We start from the raw sequence: 17,248 nt of genomic DNA on the forward strand, positions 1-17,248 counted from the left end.
TATGACGACAACAGGCTGGCTGATTATGCTGATATCCATCACCTCGGTCCTGGGGCTTCTGACGTTTTGCCTTTACCGCATTTTGTCTTTGCCCGCGATGGAGTCCGAGGATCATATTCAAACCCAGCCGTTCATCGACACCCATGATACAGTGGATGCGGATTAAGTCCCGGGATAGTAATCATCGAAGCGCCACAGCTGTTGGCGTTCGCCCGCACATTCCCGAACCTGAAGATTGGTTTGAAAGCGCCAGCCATGGTTGGGATTCATATCCACTTCCAGACAGCGGCCATCCACGACCGAGCGCACTCTTTGCCAGTCCGGCCCTACAGATTCCAGGAACCAGCGCTGATGAGGGGCGCCACGACAGGGTTGGAGCTGAACATTGACGAAAGCCGTCCACGGACGCGTGGCCGTTTGATCGACTTCCAGGCAACGGTTGAACATACGCAGAACAAAACTCAGCTTGCCGTTCACTTCACCGCGGGGCAGCACCTGGAGCTGCTGATGCTCCAGACCATTGCAGGCAAAGAGTTCGGCGTTGCTGAGATAGCGCCAGTCATTGGTCTGGGCGTGATAGATTTCGAGACAGCTTTGAATGTTCTGACCGCTCCTTAGGACGAAGGCGGAGGCATGGCTCGAGAAAAGAACAAACCCTAGAATGAATCCAATCTTTCTAAACATAAAAACTCCCGTGTCTGGTTTCCTTGCTCGCTTAGCACGGGAGACATGCGAAGACAAGATTTTAGCCAGCCCCTGAAAAAACCGGCTGTTTGTTTGAAAAACAAAGGTGAGGCAAGGTGCTTGCCCGCTCTTACTGAGCTTTCGTCAGAAGTTTTCTGGCAAGCTCCAGACCTTCATCGCGGGTTTGCCATTCGCCGAGCCGCCAGCGCCTTTTCAATTCCGCGAGCAGAAGACCCAGCTCAGGACCGGGCTTCGCACCGCATTGGGACATCAGCGCCTGGCCATCCACAGGGACCTTGGATCGCCGACGCGGTCCATGCCGGGCTTCGATACCTTCGACTTCATCGAGGATTTTTTTGTGTTCAGGATAGAGCGCGCGCCAGAGCGGAAGCAGAGTCTCCATGAAGGAAGCGCCCTGGGCCTCCCAGGCATCAATGTGATCCATGATGATGGCAGGGTCGTGACCGAGTTTATCCAAGGGAACAAAGAGAGAGAGCAGGACTCTTTGCTGAATATTGCGTGACAAACGCAGAGTTTGCATGAGGTTTTCGATGGCGTTCGCATCTGAACCAAACCGAAGGCGCAGGAGTATCCCCAGACGGGCCGGTCCCCTCTCCTCTTTTCTGCTTATTTTCAGGGCATCCATGCGTTTCAGTTCGAGAGCTGGAATGGTCTGGAGGCCGAGCACGAGATTCAGAATTCCGGTGCTGGCCATCGCACTCAGGGGGTCCAGTATATAATCGCCCTGCAGGGTCTCCATAAGCTCGTGCGTGATCCGCTCCTGGCTTACGATAAGAAGGCCCTGCCCTTCGGCGCGACAGGCCTCCAGGGTCACCGCATCGGGCGTGAAGCCAAAGCGCGACCAGAAGCGGAAGAGGCGCAGGATCCTCAGATAATCTTCGCGTATTCTTTCCTGGGCCACGCCTACAAAACGAAGCCGGCCGGCTTTCAGGTCCTCCTGGCCACCAAAGTAATCGTAGATCCGGCCGTCCGCGTCTTCGAACATGGCGTTGAAGGTAAAGTCCCGCCGCTCCGCGTCCTCCTCGAAACTGCTTCCAAACGCAACCGTGGCGCGCCTTCCATCGGTTGAGACATCGCGTCTCAGGCTCGTAACCTCCATGCCCTGTCCGGCGATTACGACGGTGATCGTTCCATGATCCATCCCGGTGGGCACGACCTTGATGCTTTTCTGTTTAAAAACTGTGCAGATTTCCTCGGGCAAGGCGGTGGTGGCGACATCATAATCCTTTGGATGAATCCCAAGCAGCCTGTCCCTTACGCAGCCGCCCGCGAGGCGGGCCTGATAACCAGCCTCCTCCAGTGTTTTGATGACCCGCAGGGCCAGGATATGGCGGCCGTCTGGATCCTTCGATTCCTGAGCAGCCCCCTGCCCCGGGTTTTTCTGTTTATTTTTTGCGCTATCATCCATGCCGCTGGGCCCTCCCGTTCCTGTTTTTCGATTGTGCCCGGCCGAGCGGCCCCGAGGAAGGGACTTTTTGTGCAAAAATGCGTCAAAGCGAAGCCACACCATTCATCAACACAACAATTTCAGTGTTACGTTATTAATTTTATTCAGCAACACCATTATTGTTTGCGTTGTTGAATACAGCGTAATCATAAATGCACGCATTTTAATCAGACTGCAGGATTTTGGAAAATCCCCCCTTCCAGGCGATCAAAATACACCTGTATATTGGATGGATTTTAGATCGCGTATTACGCAATGATTTCAGGTGGTTAACGAATAGAAGGGGGTTTAAAGATCACTCAGAACGGTTCAGGAGAGGGGGCTCCCAGGAAATCTGCACAAAAATAAAGCAGAGGTCATCACAAGACAGGAATCTGCTCACAAAATAAACAGAAAAACCAAGAGACTTGAAAAAGAGGGGGACAGAACCATCATAAAGCGAAAAGGACGGAGGCAGGAGCAAAAAACTCCCCAGGACATCGCCAAGGGAGCCTTTTGCCTAAATTATAATCAGAAAAACATACAAAAACAGAGGAGGGAAGTGACCCAATCGGAATTCACCGCCCAGCCTGGTCGATGGAATCCGCCACGCACCCTAGTTCGGAGGTCACCGGGTTGCAATTCGCCGTCAGCTGATCCCGCAGCTTCACGTAATAGCCATTCAAACTCTGCTTGGGCGCATCACCTTCGAAATCATCCAAAAGGATATTGGTGCCCGCATCAAGAGACTTCTGCAGACGGCTTTGGCAGTCGGCCGCGTTGTTTTCCGGAGAACAGACATTCACGGAAATCATGAAATTCTTCGCAAGGGCCGCATCATGGAAACTGCCGGGATCGGTCTTCGTCACTACGGCCCAGGGCTTATCCAGTGTGGACTCACTCGCCCGAGGCAGCATGACCCGGCCTCGTAGACTGTCATTATTCAAGTAGACCGCTGGCGTGCGATCATCGTTATCGAGCATAAAGATAAAGCGCCCCCGCGCGGCATCCACCGTCGGCCAGCCATCCTTTTGAATGGCGGCCTGCAGCGTTTCATGCGCTCCCTGAAGGTCATCCGGCGTGATCAGTCGATCACCCAGTATCTCGCGAATCTCCTCATCCACGCGGTTGAAATCCGCGAACTTCGGTCCACCCGTACTGTCCTTCACCTCGATCCAGACGAAGATGGTGACGTGCTGGGGATTACGGTCCGACCAGTTTTTCAGCTCGGTCAGGCAGTCTTTGAATCGCGAGCAGGTCGTTTTCGAATCCACTGCCGCAATATGATAAACCTGCAGGTCGGAACCGGACGTCGGCCGGTGCACGTCCAGCTCAAAGGCGCGAATGCCACGCTTTTCCAGCTGCTCGGTCAGGGGCAGATGGGTATACTTATGACTTTTGTGAAAAGCGATCAGGGGCTGCTGATGGTAACTGTTATGGGTGCCCTTGATTTGAATGTGATTCAATCGCAGATCGGAAGGGACCGCGGCCCATGAGACTGCGGGAGCCAATAGCAAAGCCGGTGTGAACCCAGAAAAAAGGCGCACGAAGATACGAGTGACTAACATCATGGTTAGACTCTTTAACAAAGGGTTGATATTTCAGGTCAATTCTGAAGGTGACGTTAGGGAAAATCGGAAATATTGACAAGCGGCTTTGTGAAGATTTCCCGCAGAGCCCATGAAGAAATCTTAATCCGGATCCTGGCCAATCCTGTGTAAGCCTGGACGATGGCTTGAATTTTCTATAGGATGCGAAGGCGTTAGGGTTCGGGATCGGTGTTTCAAGTCGGAGTGCGTAAGCTGATGCTGGAAATGAAGTATGTAGCGACTATCCTTTTCGCCTGTGCCGTGATCCACACGTTCTGCACCAAAAAGATTCTGAGCCTCGCCCATCGTTATCCGGAAGGTTCCATGGCCGAAAATCTGCTTCACTTTCTGGGTGAAGTCGAAGTGGTGTTTGGCTTTTGGGCTGCGTTACTGGTCGCGGTCTGGTCCTTTCAATTCGGCACGAAAGAAGCCGCGCTCTATCTGGAAAGCATCAACTATACAGAGCCGGTCTTCGTCTTCGTCATCATGTGCATGTCGGCCACGCGCCCCGTTCTTTATATGGCGGACAAAGCGATTACCGCTCTCTCGCGCCTTCTGCCATTGGCGCGCCCTTTGGCTCTTTATGTGGCCTGCCTGATCGTGGGCCCGCTCCTGGGATCCTTGATCACCGAACCGGCAGCCATGACCGTGACCGCGCTTCTGCTGCGTGATCAATTCTTCACGGATCAAACCTCGATGCCCTTCAAGTATGCGACTCTGGGCCTGCTCTTCGTGAATATCTCGATCGGCGGGACTCTGACCCACTTCGCGGCCCCGCCGGTACTGATGGTGGCGGGCGCTTGGAACTGGGATACGCTTTTCATGCTACAAAATTTCGGTTGGCGTTCGGCATTGGCTGTGGTGCTGGGAACGGCCGCGACCGCGTTTTATTTCCGTAAGGACATACTGAATACTGATTCACGGACCAGCACGCTGGTCGCGCAAGTGCCCGCCTGGGTTATCTTCGTGCATATCTGGTTTCTTGCGCTCACGGTCTTCACCTCGCATTATATGGCGTTTTTCGTGCCGCTTTTCCTTTTCTTTCTGGGCTGGTGCTCAGTCGCTCGTGAATATCAGGACGAACTGCGTTTGAAAGAAAGCCTTCTCGTGGGATTTTTCCTGGGTGGACTTGTGACCCTCGGAAAATTGCAGGAATGGTGGCTCCAGCCGCTTCTTTCCGGTCTTGGCGAAGCCCCGCTGTTCTGGGGCGCGCTGGCTCTAACGGCCGTGACGGATAACGCGGCGCTGACTTTTCTTGGAACCCTGGTTCCCAATCTCAGCGATGCTGCGAAGTATGCGCTGGTCGCCGGTGCCGTGGGTGGGGGCGGACTGACGGTTATCGCCAATGCCCCAAACCCCGCAGGCTATGGGCTTTTGCGGGATGCCTTCGGTAAGGACGGCATCAGTCCTTTGAACCTATTTCTGGCCGCGTTGCCTTATACCTTGCTGGCCGCCGCTCTTTTTCTTCTTTAGGAGCTGTCCATAAAGATCTATCATAACCCACGTTGCAGCAAAAGCCGGGAAGCCCTGAGCCTGATCCAGAAGCAGGGGCTTGAACCGGAGGTCATTGAATATTTGAAGACGCCGCCGAGCGCTTCGGAGCTGAAGGATCTGCTGAAACTTTTAAAGCTCAGACCACGCGATATTTTGCGAACCAAAGACGCAGATTTGGAAGCGCTGGCCTTGAACCTGGACGATGACAAGGCCGTGATCCAGGCCCTGGTCCAGCATCCTGAGCTTATGGAGCGGCCCATCGTCGTGCAGGGATCCAAAGCCGTCCTTGCCCGTCCGCCTGAAAAGGTGCGTGAGCTGTTCTGAAAGGACATCCTAAAACGATCTGACCTGCAATAACTCTTAGCCTATTTTGTCTTCTTCGGTTGGGAAAACATGGGTTGGCGTGGTCGTTGAACCCCCTCTGCTTTCTGTAAAGGATACTTATGCGTTATGCCTTGGTTCTATGCCTTGCGGGTCTTGGGTTGTCTTTCACACCCCGGGCATCCGCAGCCCCTTTTGGCTGCGAATCCGTTGGAGGCAGCGTGATTTTCAAAGACACGATGTACGGAGTCCTGACGGGATCCGTGCTTTCCGGCCTTTATCTTCTGTCGCAGGATAAGGACGATCGTGATGATACGGAACAAACCCTGTCGAGCGGTGCAGCTATTGGAGGGCTTTTGGGCTTTGGACTGGGGGTGACGGAAATCGCTCTGCGTGAATGTCCCGGCACATCCAGGGCGGAAACCAAGGGCCTTCATACTTCACTGGCCGCTGTGCCCACGATGGATGGCAGTCTGGGTGCCGGATGGCGCCTTTCCTGGCGATTCTAAGCGGCCTTGACGTCCGTTTCATGATCATCGTTTTCAAAGGATCCGTCCTGCTCGATCACAGCAGGTCGCGTTCCTTTTCGAGCGGCCTTGTCTCCGCGTAAAAGCTTAGTCATCTGAATCACCAGTCTTTCCAGTTCCTCGGACTGGGCACTCAGATCCTGGGCGCTGACCGCGGAATGATGAGCAATCAACGCGCTTTTTTGCGTATCCCTATCAAGGTTCTGCATGACCTTCGAGATTTCGGTAACAGCGTTATCCTGTTCGCGGGAAGCGATCGAAATGGCGTCGACTTTAAGGTCGACATGATTCACATCCTGCGTGATTTCAGTCAGGACCGTTTCGAAAATACGGATGCTATGGATACAGGAATCGAGCAGAGTCGCGGCCTTTTCAATCGTTTCGCCCACGCTTTCCCGGGTTTCTTTGATAATGCCGCTCACCCGCGAGGTGCTCTGACTCAGAAGCCCTGTGATTTCCTGAGCCGCGACACCACTCATGCGGGCAAGGTTCCCCACTTCTTCCGCCACGACCGCAAAACCCTGGCCATGCTCACCCGCCCGCGCAGCTTCCACCGATGCGTTGAACGACAGGAGCTTGGTCTGAAAGACGATATCATTGATAACATGCGTTTTTTCGTCGATTTGATTGATTATGCCATTGATTTCCGAAATGCCCTGATGGCTTTTCTCCACTTCGGAAAAAATGGATTCCTGGCTGCTTTTGACAACTTCAATCGACTTTAAAAGATCATAAAAAGCTTTCAGACCTCGTTCCGCGTGCTCACGGGCGACATGGGAATGGTGGCGGGAATCCAGAGCGCTTTCGCTGTTGGTCTTGATCATCGCACTGATTTCATTGACCGACGCGGCGGTCTCCTGAATCGCCGCCGACTGCCTTTGAACGGCATCCGAAAGCTCACCGGCTTTTACATGAATAGACCGCGAGGAATGGGCCACGGTATCGGAAACCTGATGGATCAAACCAAAGAGCTTTTCCGTGCGGCGCGTCACCTGAAACGCGACTGCGGCTGTCATGCCTAAACCTATCAAAAGACCGCTCCAGAGCGCTGCGATGGACATAAGTCCACTGTAATAGGTTCGATCCTTGAGCTTTCGAATCGCCTGATTGGAATGGTCCCGCACCAGTTCTTTGAGCTTCAGGAAGTTTTCAACCTGAAACCTGCGGGCTTCAGCATATTGGTTGTAGTAAAAGGCGAGGGCACCTGGATCCTTATTCTGGACCATGGATGCGACCTGATTTTCCCGCTCGTCGAGCGTCGTGACATCGAACTCGGCCATGACTTTGTTTAATTCCTGAATCGCCTTGCTGTCCTGGGTAAGATCGCGCAGCTCGTCACTCAATCTAACGTAACGTGCGTCCGCCTCTTTCTTGCGGGTGAATTCACCAGCGCGGGTGGGGTCGAGCAGATAGCCGCGGAGCGCCTCGGACATCTCGACCATGGCCATCTCCTGCTGACTGGTAATTTCCACCATGCGCAGGGCGGCTTCAAGCTCGGGGTTTTCCTGCCGTGAAGCGTAGTAGGTTTGAATGGAAACCAAAATCGCACACAGAATGGTCGGAACCAGTGACAGGAGCAGTCGGGCACGCATGGAAAGATTTTTCACGAAGTCGCCCACTCAGAGGGTTGTTGCGTTCAATAATAAGAATGTTCGGAAGGACTGCGGTAAACCTTAAGCGGATTTATACCTATATTTTAGATATGAATTCATGCTTTTACGGCGAATTATGCAGTTTGCCGCAGCAGAATACCGATAAGGGAAGGTCCGGTTTATTGATGGGAGAATCCGATGAGAGTCGCAACAGGCCTTCTCTTTTTATGCTTTATGTTTTTGGGATGCAAAGGTTCGACCTTTGCTGACAAAGACGGTTCCCGTAAGGAAGGAGATGCCGCGCCTGTAAGCGATGATACCGATGATGCCATAGCCTTGGAGCCGACAGCGGTCGGCGGCGCCTACCTTGGTTGCTTTGTGGATCCCCAGCTGGCCCCCGAGGTCCAGGGTCTTGATCCCAGCGAACTGCCGGTCGGCTGCCAGGTCTTTGAAGATGCGAATTTCAATCGAGTCAAAGAAAAGCATACTGTCGTCGTGGAAAGCGGCGCATGGGAAATCGCGGGCAATCAGAAGCCGCTTGCTATTCAGACCCTGAATCAGCATCCGCGCTGGGCCTGGGCCACCAGGGTTCCCCCTTTCGCTTTGCATGCCAATCTTTTTCTGCAGGCGCGCAGCCAGGCGACGTCCAATCCCATGCGCGTGCGCGTGGAGTTGATGGATTTTCTGCCATCCGGTCTTATCACGGGGTCCCAGGCGATGCTGACCGGAGCCTATAAAATGCGAATCAAAGGCACCTTTTTCTGTGCGGACGGCAATCCCGTGTGGGGCTGGGATGCTGCGAATAAAAAGCCTATCGTCGATCCCGTGATGATCGATGGCTGCTCAGAGGCTTTGAACTTTCGCTTCACCCGTTTTGAAAACGGCCTCAGGATTCACGTTCCGAATCCCAAACCCATGACCTGCGATACCGAGAACTATGCGGTCGAGCATTGCAACGACAGCTGCGTGGACCTGGAAAACTTCGGGACCGGCAGCCGCTTTGTGCTGTGGGCCTGCACCAAATCCATGGAAGCCCAGAGCTACACGATTGTCCCGGGCTCCAAGGGCGCCATCCGCATTCAGGGTAATGGCCGGACTCTGACGAAGTTTGGAGCCCTTTTCGTTCCTGATGTGGGGGTCGCTGTGGAATTCGAAATCGTGCCTGTGCTCCTCTGATCTTACGGCCAACGTTTCAGTTCAATCTGCGCGACGAAGGATTCAATCCCTTGAGCCTCGCCTAATTGAGTTCCCGGCGTGATCACGGTCGCAAGGGCCGCGGCCTGTCCCCAGGCAAGGGTTTGCTCCATGGCCTCGGCGGTGATTGCAGATGCCGCTTTTCGCGTTTTGATCCCCAATTGAAATAGTCTCGCCATCATCGCCCCGACCATGGAATCGCCGGCGCCTACGCTGCTTTTCGCGTCCACCTTGGGGCCTTTCGCATGGCAGCTTCCCTGGGGCGTGACCAGCAGCGCACCGCCCTCCACGGAAGACACGCAGACCAAGGGCACATATGGATGCAGGCCCTGGGCTGCCGCGCGCACCTCGTCGATGGTTTCCAGTTTCTGACCGACAAACTCATTGAACTCTTTCAGATTCGGTTTGATCAGCATGGGCTTCAGTTCCAGGAGTTCCCGCATGTGCTCGCTGGGAACGTCCGCCACCACTCCGACGTCGCGAGCATTCGCCCATTCGAAAAGACTGCGGACATCGTCCATGGAAAATCCAGGAGGGAAACTGCCGCCCAGATTCAGCATCGTGATGCAGGAATCGCTTTGCATAAGGTCCAGCAGCTTTTTCATATCAGCCCTTTCGATATGGGGGCCGGCAAAGCTGAAACGGGTTTGCTTGGAGGTCTTATGATTGGTCACTGTGATGTTGATGCGGGTGGATTCCTTGATATCGACGAAGCGGCAACTGACGCCTTCCTCTTTCAAAAGAGCGGCAATTTCCCCGCCGACAGCGCCTCCTAAGAATCCAGTCGCCATGACAGGAACCGAAAGGGCTGCGATCACACGCGCCGCGTTGATACCATTGCCACCGGGATAGCGCTTTTCGTGCCGCACATAATTCTTTTCATTGGGGATGATGTCATCGACTTCGCCAGAAAGGTCCAAGGCTGGATTGGGTGTGATGGTCAGGATCATGAGTTAGGGCCCTCCGAAATGAATTCATGGGGAGGGCTGCAACGAACGTGCCTTAGGAAACGCGAGTCAGGAACCGGAGGCCTCATCAATTCGCCGTCTTCTGCGGCTCCACTCCGGTATTCCATTGGAAGTGAAAGCGGGGATTTTCCGGATGAGTCTTGCCATCGGTCTGAACCAAAGACAGCGTCATCCGCACATCGGGATGCCAGCTGTCTTCTGCCTGAGGCAAGGCCGTAAAAAGCTGACGCATCGCTTCCGGTGCAGTCACAGCACAGCCGCCAGGACTTCCGATCAAACAGCCTTGGCTCAACTGCAGTTCGTAAATGCCTGTGAAGGGGTTCCAGACCAGGGGAAAGACGCCGGAAGCCGTACGGCCAGTGACGCCCTGAACTTCGACATTCAAGGCCTGGCGACGCAGGGCAGGCGTATCGGTCCTGAGACGAATATCGAAACCCAAAGCTCCATCGGTTTGCTGGACGAGACAGACGCGGAGAGGAGTCTGATCATCCCAGTCGACCGGAATACTGCGATTCTTTGTGGCATCGAGGCCCAAACATTCCGACCTGATAGGCAAATTTGCAGGATTTATATCCAAATCGGCAATTTTGGCGGTATCAGCTTTTTCGCCGCACCCTACCAGACCCGCAATCGCGAGGATTTTTTGTAACAGTTCCCGCATAGGTGTCCCCTCCGCGAATATCATACAAAATCCGAAGCCATTTGGCTTGCCCGAAAAGGGGTGAGCTGAGGGCCTTATTTCAACAATGACCAATGGAACATAGGATCTGTTTGGTAAAACAGCAAGTGGTCCTGACGGACATCGTCTCGAAAAACGCCAAACCCTCGTCCTCAAGGCATTTCAGGGCTGACCGAAAAGGCTTGTGTCAAGCAAAGGAGACAGAGTCATGTCCTGGACCGATACCGGAAGGCTCCATGAGCTGGTTGAAAAGCTGCAGGAACAGGTGCAAGAACCGGCAACCCGTTCCGCAATACTCATCACGCTGAATGAACTCAACACCTATGCGGAGAAAGTTTTTGAGCAGGAGGAAGTTTTCCTCAGCAACATGCGTTCGGTGGATTTTAAATCCCGCCAAACCCTTCACAAACAGCTCCTTAAACAGCTTGCTCATCATACTCAGGACTTCAAGGACGACCCTACGCCAAAAGTCTACGCGGAATTCATCACATTCCTGCAGGCCTGGGTTCAGCTCCAGGAGAAAACTCTGGCTGCCACCTCAGTTGGCAAGGAAGCGAATTGACAGCGGGCTTGCACGGCCAGGTCAGATCCAGAAAAATCAATTGACCCTGGTCTTTCCCTCCGCTCTGGACTAAAAGGATGTCCTCACAACCCATGAGGACAAGCCCATGCGTAAGGACCTTGCACTTTCATTACTGGCAGTTGCCATATCCATACCCGCCCGCGCCCAGACGGACGCGGCTTCTGAATCATCCCAAGCTGAACATATTGTCGTGACAGCCACCCGCAATCCCCTGCCGGGTCGTGAACTGGGTGCTTCAGTGATCGTTCTTCAGCGCGAGGATTTTGAAAACAGCGGCGCGCAGACGGTCAGTGATATTCTGCGCGGATTGCCCGGCATTTCCATGCGTCGCAACGGGGGGGCCGGTTCCAACACCGAGATACTGATTCGTGGGGACAAGGGCGGTCACACCATGATCATGCTCGATGGGGTCGAACTCGCCGATGTCACGACCATCGAAAAAAATTCTGATATCGGGGATCTCCCGCTGCACGATGTGGAACGGATCGAAATCGTCAAGGGACCGCATAGCGTGGCCTATGGCGGATCGGGCCTGAGCGGCGTGATCCACATCATCACGCGCAGGCCCGAAGCTGGAGTCGGCGGCAGCGCAGGCCTGGAAGCGGGAAGCTATGACACCTACGGAGCCCACGCGCGAGTTGCCGGCCAGGCGGGAGAATTGGGTTACACCGCAGTGGTCTCAGGTACACGGACCGGGGGCTTTTCCCATGCCGGGTCGCGTGACGATGGCGAACGGGATGCCTTTGAGCGCAAAGACGCAAGCCTGCGTCTTCAGTATGAAGGGGGCGGGTTTTACAGCGCAGATTTTCTGGTGAAGGGATTTCAATCGGTCGCGGACTTCGATGCCGGCGCGAATGAAGATGATCCGAATTCCCAGGTGAAGCGCCAGGACGTTTTGTCACAAATCACCCAGAAACTGCGCTTGGGTGATCAGTACGAAACACGCCTCGCCGCAGGAATCGCGCAGAGCGATCGACGTTATTTCGATGATCCAGACCTCTTCAATCCAAACCGGGACCAAACCTGGGATCGTTCGCGCTTTGAAGGCGAACGCCGCACTGTGGACTTCAGTCAGCTCATCCATCTCGCGCCCGCGCACACCCTTGTGGCCTCGGCCCAGTGGCTGCACGATAGCGCTGAAGTCCAAAACCAGGCCAGCTATCAAGGCTTTAACGTCGACGAAAAATTGCCCAAGGAAACTCTGAAGGAACTGTCCTATGCCCTTCAGTATCAGTGGGGGCTATGGGATCGCCTGCATGGGCAGTGGGGTGTTCGCACCCTTAAAAATGAGGTCTTTGGTGAAACCACGGTCGGGCAGGCCGCATTCAACTGGATTCTGGTTCCCGAATGGACGACTCTGCGTCTGAACTATGGCCGTGGATTCAAGACACCTTCGCTTTATCAATTGCGTGTGCCTATCTATGGCAACGCGGAACTACAGCCCGAAGCTGTGGTTTCGCTGGACGGCGGGATTGAACAGAATCTGGGATCGGGTTTGACAGCCTCAGTGACTGGTTTTCAAAGCGATACGAGTAACCTGATCGACTTCGATTCGGCCAGCAGTCGCTATTACAATATCAGCCGCAGCCTTATCAAAGGCATCGAAACCACGGTGGACTGGGACATTACGTCGAACCTGAGCACCGCGGCTCAGTTCACGCATATTTCCACGCTGGATAGGGAAAGCAACAAACCCCTTCCCTCCCGTCCGGATGAAACCTGGAGCGGAAATGTCACATGGAAAGAAAACGGCTTCAGCTGGATGACGGCGATCCGCGGCCAAACACGCAGCCGGGCACGGCCTTACGTCGATGGCACCGAAGGTTTCCGGGTCGTGGATACGGCTTTGACCCTGAGTCAGGGTCCGGCCCGCTATTCGCTGAAGGTGAATAATGTTTTGAACAGCTGGTATCAGGAAGTGGCCGGATACAACACGGCAGCGCGTAATGTCCTCGGCAGTGCCGCGTACAGCTTCTGATCGCATGGCTCATCGCGCATGACTGTCCTTACTTTTAAGTCATGGTCGTCGTGAGCCTTAAATTTCCCTTGATAAATCATGCCCTTGAGTGAGCTTGATAGGGTTTGTGATAAGTGCACTCCCTTCGACTCACTCAGGGCATCGGTTTTCCGAAACGCATACTTATGTGTTTGCGTTTTTTAACAAGCCTGCTGCTCATTATCCCCCAAATGCTCTGGGCCGGCCCGGCTGTTGTGCAAGGCAGCATCGACCTTGCGAGTTGGACCACTGCGTCCCAGGATCGGCTGCGCCTTGAAGGGGAATGGCGCTTTTACTGGAAGCAGTTCGTAACGGAAGCGGACCTGCGTGACGGTTATCTTGACAAGGCCCCCTCCATGCTGGTGACGAGTCACGGCAAAAACTGGCTGGAGATGCGCGAGATCGGCGAAAAACACGGCTATGGCACGTATGTGCTGCAGGTCAAAGGACTCAAGGCCAACGCCGGGGAACTGGCGATCCTCACATCGCAATTTTTCGGAACCCACAGGCTTTCGGTGTGGCAGCCTCAGCATGGAATTTATCGGGATCTAGGCGGAAAAGGGAAACCTGGTCGAACGAAGAGCGAGGACGAGCCTGTCTATGGGAAGACCCTCGGGGTCCTTGATTTTCCGAGCGATGGGAGTGATCTTTATCTTCTGCTTCACTATTCAGAATACGTGATGGTGGGGTCCTATATAGATGCGCCCCTTCTGGGACCGACGGAGACTTTGCGGATCCGTATGCAGTATGATTGGGCCCAGGCCTGCTGGATACTCGGTCTTTTCACGATGATGGTGATTTTCAACCTCTGCCTTTTCCTGCTGCGGCCTTCGGATATTCCCAGTCTGACAATCGCGGTGCTGACGCTGATCAACAGTCTGCGCTTTATCGCGACGGAGTCGATGATCAGCCAGCTCGTGGAGCATCCTCCGGGCTGGGTCTATTACTTCACCATTTATGCCGTGGGCTGGGCTTTTCCGCTTGGTTTTGCCTGCTATCTAAGCTTTCTCCGCTATGCCTTCCCCCAGTATTTTTCCAAGCGCATGCATATCGTGGCTCTTATCAGTGTGTTTGCGTATATGCTCATGACCCTGGCTGCGGACATGGCGCCGGTGCTGGCTGTGATCATCAGCGCCGTCATGTTCTCGGTGCTTGGTGGCTACATGCTCGTGAAGCAGATCATGGCCCTTCGTGAAGGGGCCAAAGGATCGGGTTTTGCCATTCTGGGCGTCTGGGTTTTGGTCATTGGGATCGGGCATGATACGATGGTTTTCCTTGAAATGCTGAATCCGCCCTATATTGGCCAGTATGCGATGATACTCTTCACGCTCCTTCAGTCCCTGGTCGTGGCACGGAATTTCACGCATGCGTTCCGCACCGCCAAACGACTGTCCACGCAATTGAAGGAAGAGGTGGCCATCCAAACGGCCCAGCTTCAGGAAAAAAATCAGCTCCTGGAGGTTCAGAAGGCCGAGCTGGGCAAGGCCCACGAGCTGCAGCAGAACTGGAACAACTATCTGCGGGAGCAGGTCCTGCAGCGTTTCCTTCCACCCGGCATTGCGGAAAAAGTCGCGCAGGGGAAGATCACGCTGTTCGAAGCGCCCATTGCCGTGGATGTGACGGTGATTTTCGCTGATCTATGTGCTTTCACCCGAGCGACGGAAATGCTGGGAGCGGAAACCATCGGTCTTATTTTGAATCAGTACTTCGTGGCCATGACCGAGATCGTCTTCAGCGAAGGCGGGATGGTGGATAAGTTCATCGGTGATGGGATCATGGCTGTCTTCGGCGTTCCCAACCGCATCGCGGCGGATGAACAGGTTCGGCACGCATTGCGATGCGCAGTCCGAATGCAGTTGAAACTGGAGGAGTTGAACACGTTTTGGCTCAAAGAATACAACTACAGTTTTGCGATGCGCATCGGTGTTCATCGCGGTCCGGCGGTTTTTGGCAGCTTCGGAGGTCAGCAGCGATCGGATTATACCGTGATCGGTTCCGCCGTGAATGTCGCCTCCCGTATCGAAGCCATCGCGGCCCCGAACGCCATTTATATCAGCAGCCCGATCAAAAAATATCTCGACAGTCGCATAGTGAGCGAGGCCGGAATTTTCACCCTGAAAGGCCTGGATGAGCCGGTGCGCTTGTATGAAATCAAGGACTATCAGACAATTGAGTGGGATGAATATTTCCGGCAGGTCGGCTGAACGCCGACCTTTATCGTCAGCTATGAAGAAGCTCCTGCTGCGGTGACGTAAGTTTTTTCTCGGGACTCAGGGGTATTGCGCTTTCTTTCTCCGCCATGCTCTTCATAAGATCACGCATTTCCATCAGCAATTTCTCGGACGTTGTCGGCTCAGCCGGTGCTGCAGGCTTGTCCGCCTCTTTGCGTCGCACTGCGTTCGCCGCCTTGACGACCAGGAAAACGGCGAAGGAGATGATCAGAAAATCAATCAGTGTGTTTAGAAAAATCCCGTAGTTGAGGGTCGGCGCACCGGCAGCCTTGGCCGCGGCCAGCGTTGGATAGGACTGCCCCGAAAGGGTGATGAAGAGGTTGGAAAAATCCATACGCCCTGCCAACAGTCCAATAGGTGGCAGCAGCACATCCGCGACAAGAGAGGATACGATCTTGCCAAACGCCGCGCCTATCACGATACCGATAGCCAGATCGAGCACATTACCGCGCATGATGAATGTCTTGAATTCGTTCCACATACTGGAGAGCCTCCGCTGGTTTAAATGGCCTTATATACCTTGCCCATTGAATTGCCCAGCCCTTTGTGATCTTTGGGAATTTTCACCAAGGCGGGCGTGATCGCTGCATGCTTGTATGCATTCAGGGACTGTTGGACAATGGACACTTACAATGTAAGCAAGTCCACCTTGTGTCCCAGAGAGCCGTCCATTACACAGCCTGGACACCTAGGGTTCACCCCTCCACCTCGCATTGAAAAAAATGGGATTTAACATGCAGAATGCCACTATTCTCCTGACAGGCGTTACGGGATTTGTAGGAAGTACCCTCGCGGCCGTGCTTTTGCGGCAGGGCTGCCGTATCGTGGCGCTTTCGCGCAAAGATCCTGAGGGGCAAAGGACCCGGGCCAAGATCAAGGAAAGCTATCTGGGTTTCTTTCCAGGGGACGCGTCGGAGAAGTTGGAGCAGCTTTTACAGAACGTCGAGGTGCTGCCCTATGATTATGCCCAGCTGCGCGCCCACGAGAAGCACCGCGAGGTTTTGAAGCGGGTTGATATCGTCTGGCACAGTGCGGCCGAGATGAGCTTTTCCTTCCGCAAATCCGTGGCGACCTTCAATGGCAACGTGGGTATGGCCACGGGGCTTTATCATCTGGTGGCGGACCTCGCCCCTCAGTGTCAGCGCTTTTTCTATGTATCCACGGCTTATACCTCGGGCAACGGTCGTCAGATTCATGCCGAGAACCTTCACTTCGAACCCGAGCACGTGAACCCCTATCAGATGTCCAAGTGGGCTGCAGAGATGGCTCTTTCGAATGCCCAAAAGGTTGTGGGTCTGCCCTTGACCATCTTCCGTCCCTCGGTCGTGGTCGGACATTCGCAGAATGGATTCTACAACGGTCAGTCCTTTGGCATTTACGCCTATGCGCATCTTTATGAAAAACTGCAGCAGCTCGGCGTCCGTCAGGTGCATCTGGAAGCCTGTTCCGACACCACGCTCGACGTCGTACCGATCGACCATGTGGTGGCCTGCGCCAGCGCTCTAACAGGTAAGGCTGGCGAATTGGAACCGATGAACATCGTTCATGCAACAGGCACAGCCGTGAAAAGCACCGACCTCAGCGAAGCCCTTCGGCGCGTTTACGGCGTCGAATCCATACTGGATTCCCGCCCCATGAGCACCATTGATCATAGCCTCGACCAGGTACTTTCCATCTACAAGCGCTTCAACAACGATAACATCCGCTTTGATAAATCGCGCATGCTGGCCCTCGTTCCCGAAGCTGCCCATCAAAGGACGGTGGATGCCGACCTCCTCTGCCTTTACTTTCAAAACACCAGCGTACCCGACTCCAAACTTCTGAAAAAGCTCCAGCCCGTGGTGATGTCCGTGGACCGGATGTCCAAACCCTTCCGTAAAGTGAAACAGCTGGAAGGGATCCATCGGAGTCTGGGCAATCGGCTGAAGGTGGTTTTCTTTTGA

16 protein-coding genes are annotated in these 17,248 nt (G+C 54.3%); 9 read left to right on the forward strand and 7 right to left on the reverse strand.

The genetic code is table 11. The annotated features are described in order from the left end of the window. Window position 1 precedes the first annotated feature (1 nt). Window positions 2-166, forward strand: coding sequence for a hypothetical protein (locus VFO10_RS20730; protein WP_325143777.1), 165 nt, complete (start codon window positions 2-4; stop codon window positions 164-166). Here the strand turns inward: VFO10_RS20730 and VFO10_RS20735 are convergent. The 3 genes from VFO10_RS20735 to VFO10_RS20745 form a co-directional block, all read right to left on the reverse strand. Further along, window positions 163-684, reverse strand: coding sequence for an RICIN domain-containing protein (locus tag VFO10_RS20735; protein ID WP_325143778.1), 522 nt, complete (start codon window positions 682-684; stop codon window positions 163-165). The genes VFO10_RS20730 and VFO10_RS20735 overlap by 4 nt on opposite strands. A 130-nt stretch (window positions 685-814) precedes the next feature. Beyond that, window positions 815-2,113 carry a CCA tRNA nucleotidyltransferase gene (locus VFO10_RS20740; protein ID WP_325143781.1) on the reverse strand — a complete coding sequence of 433 codons (1,299 nt, stop codon included), beginning with the start codon at window positions 2,111-2,113 and terminating at the stop codon, window positions 815-817. A gap of 596 nt (window positions 2,114-2,709) precedes the next feature. After that, the gene (locus tag VFO10_RS20745; protein WP_325143782.1) at window positions 2,710-3,702 is read right to left on the reverse strand and encodes a phosphatidylinositol-specific phospholipase C domain-containing protein; all 993 of its coding nucleotides are present in this window, start codon (window positions 3,700-3,702) and stop codon (window positions 2,710-2,712) included. Window positions 3,703-3,909: 207 nt separating this feature from the next. Between VFO10_RS20745 and VFO10_RS20750 the strand changes: the two genes are divergently transcribed. The 3 genes from VFO10_RS20750 to VFO10_RS20760 all read left to right on the forward strand — a co-directional run bounded on the left by VFO10_RS20750 (window position 3,910) and on the right by VFO10_RS20760 (window position 6,044). Then, window positions 3,910-5,193, forward strand: a complete 1,284-nt coding sequence (locus tag VFO10_RS20750) for a putative Na+/H+ antiporter (RefSeq protein WP_325143784.1) — start codon at window positions 3,910-3,912, stop codon at window positions 5,191-5,193. A gap of 3 nt (window positions 5,194-5,196) precedes the next feature. Further along, a complete protein-coding gene (gene arsC / locus VFO10_RS20755; RefSeq protein WP_349259380.1) occupies window positions 5,197-5,538 on the forward strand; it encodes an arsenate reductase (glutaredoxin) in 342 nt (113 codons plus the stop codon). A gap of 218 nt (window positions 5,539-5,756) precedes the next feature. Then, entirely contained in the window at window positions 5,757-6,044 is a 288-nt protein-coding gene (locus VFO10_RS20760; RefSeq protein WP_325143786.1) for a hypothetical protein, read from the forward strand. Here VFO10_RS20760 and VFO10_RS20765 read toward each other — a convergent pair. Continuing rightward, entirely contained in the window at window positions 6,041-7,669 is a 1,629-nt protein-coding gene (locus tag VFO10_RS20765) for a methyl-accepting chemotaxis protein (RefSeq protein WP_325143789.1), read from the reverse strand. The two genes, VFO10_RS20760 and VFO10_RS20765, sit on opposite strands and share 4 nt — an antisense overlap. Before the next feature lie 183 nt (window positions 7,670-7,852). Between VFO10_RS20765 and VFO10_RS20770 the strand changes: the two genes are divergently transcribed. Continuing rightward, window positions 7,853-8,830, forward strand: a complete 978-nt coding sequence (locus VFO10_RS20770) for a hypothetical protein (protein WP_325143791.1) — start codon at window positions 7,853-7,855, stop codon at window positions 8,828-8,830. A gap of 2 nt (window positions 8,831-8,832) precedes the next feature. Here VFO10_RS20770 and VFO10_RS20775 read toward each other — a convergent pair whose 3' ends face one another. Together VFO10_RS20775 and VFO10_RS20780 are read right to left on the reverse strand one after the other, a co-directional pair. Then, window positions 8,833-9,798, reverse strand: coding sequence for a 1-phosphofructokinase family hexose kinase (locus tag VFO10_RS20775; protein WP_325143793.1), 966 nt, complete (start codon window positions 9,796-9,798; stop codon window positions 8,833-8,835). 85 nt (window positions 9,799-9,883) lie between these two features. Then, window positions 9,884-10,477: a hypothetical protein gene (locus tag VFO10_RS20780; protein WP_325143795.1), complete on the reverse strand. Its 594-nt coding sequence runs from the start codon at window positions 10,475-10,477 to the stop codon at window positions 9,884-9,886. Window positions 10,478-10,703: 226 nt separating this feature from the next. Here VFO10_RS20780 and VFO10_RS20785 point away from each other — a divergent pair, with 226 nt between their 5' ends. The 3 genes from VFO10_RS20785 to VFO10_RS20795 all read left to right on the forward strand — a co-directional run bounded on the left by VFO10_RS20785 (window position 10,704) and on the right by VFO10_RS20795 (window position 15,278). After that, window positions 10,704-11,057 (forward strand): hypothetical protein, encoded by a 354-nt coding sequence (locus tag VFO10_RS20785; protein ID WP_325143798.1) that lies wholly within the window; start codon window positions 10,704-10,706, stop codon window positions 11,055-11,057. Between the two features lie 106 nt (window positions 11,058-11,163). Further along, a complete protein-coding gene (locus VFO10_RS20790) occupies window positions 11,164-13,056 on the forward strand; it encodes a TonB-dependent receptor plug domain-containing protein (protein ID WP_325143800.1) in 1,893 nt (630 codons plus the stop codon). 113 nt (window positions 13,057-13,169) lie between these two features. Further along, window positions 13,170-15,278: an adenylate/guanylate cyclase domain-containing protein gene (locus VFO10_RS20795; RefSeq protein ID WP_325143802.1), complete on the forward strand. Its 2,109-nt coding sequence runs from the start codon at window positions 13,170-13,172 to the stop codon at window positions 15,276-15,278. 16 nt (window positions 15,279-15,294) lie between these two features. Here VFO10_RS20795 and mscL read toward each other — a convergent pair whose 3' ends face one another. Beyond that, window positions 15,295-15,786: a large-conductance mechanosensitive channel protein MscL gene (gene mscL, locus VFO10_RS20800; RefSeq protein WP_325143804.1), complete on the reverse strand. Its 492-nt coding sequence runs from the start codon at window positions 15,784-15,786 to the stop codon at window positions 15,295-15,297. Window positions 15,787-16,039: 253 nt separating this feature from the next. Here mscL and VFO10_RS20805 point away from each other — a divergent pair, with 253 nt between their 5' ends. Then, the gene (locus VFO10_RS20805) at window positions 16,040-17,248 is read left to right on the forward strand and encodes an SDR family oxidoreductase (RefSeq protein WP_325143806.1); all 1,209 of its coding nucleotides are present in this window, start codon (window positions 16,040-16,042) and stop codon (window positions 17,246-17,248) included.

The sequence above is a fragment of the Oligoflexus sp. genome, from assembly GCF_035712445.1.
GTDB lineage: Bacteria > Bdellovibrionota_B > Oligoflexia > Oligoflexales > Oligoflexaceae > Oligoflexus.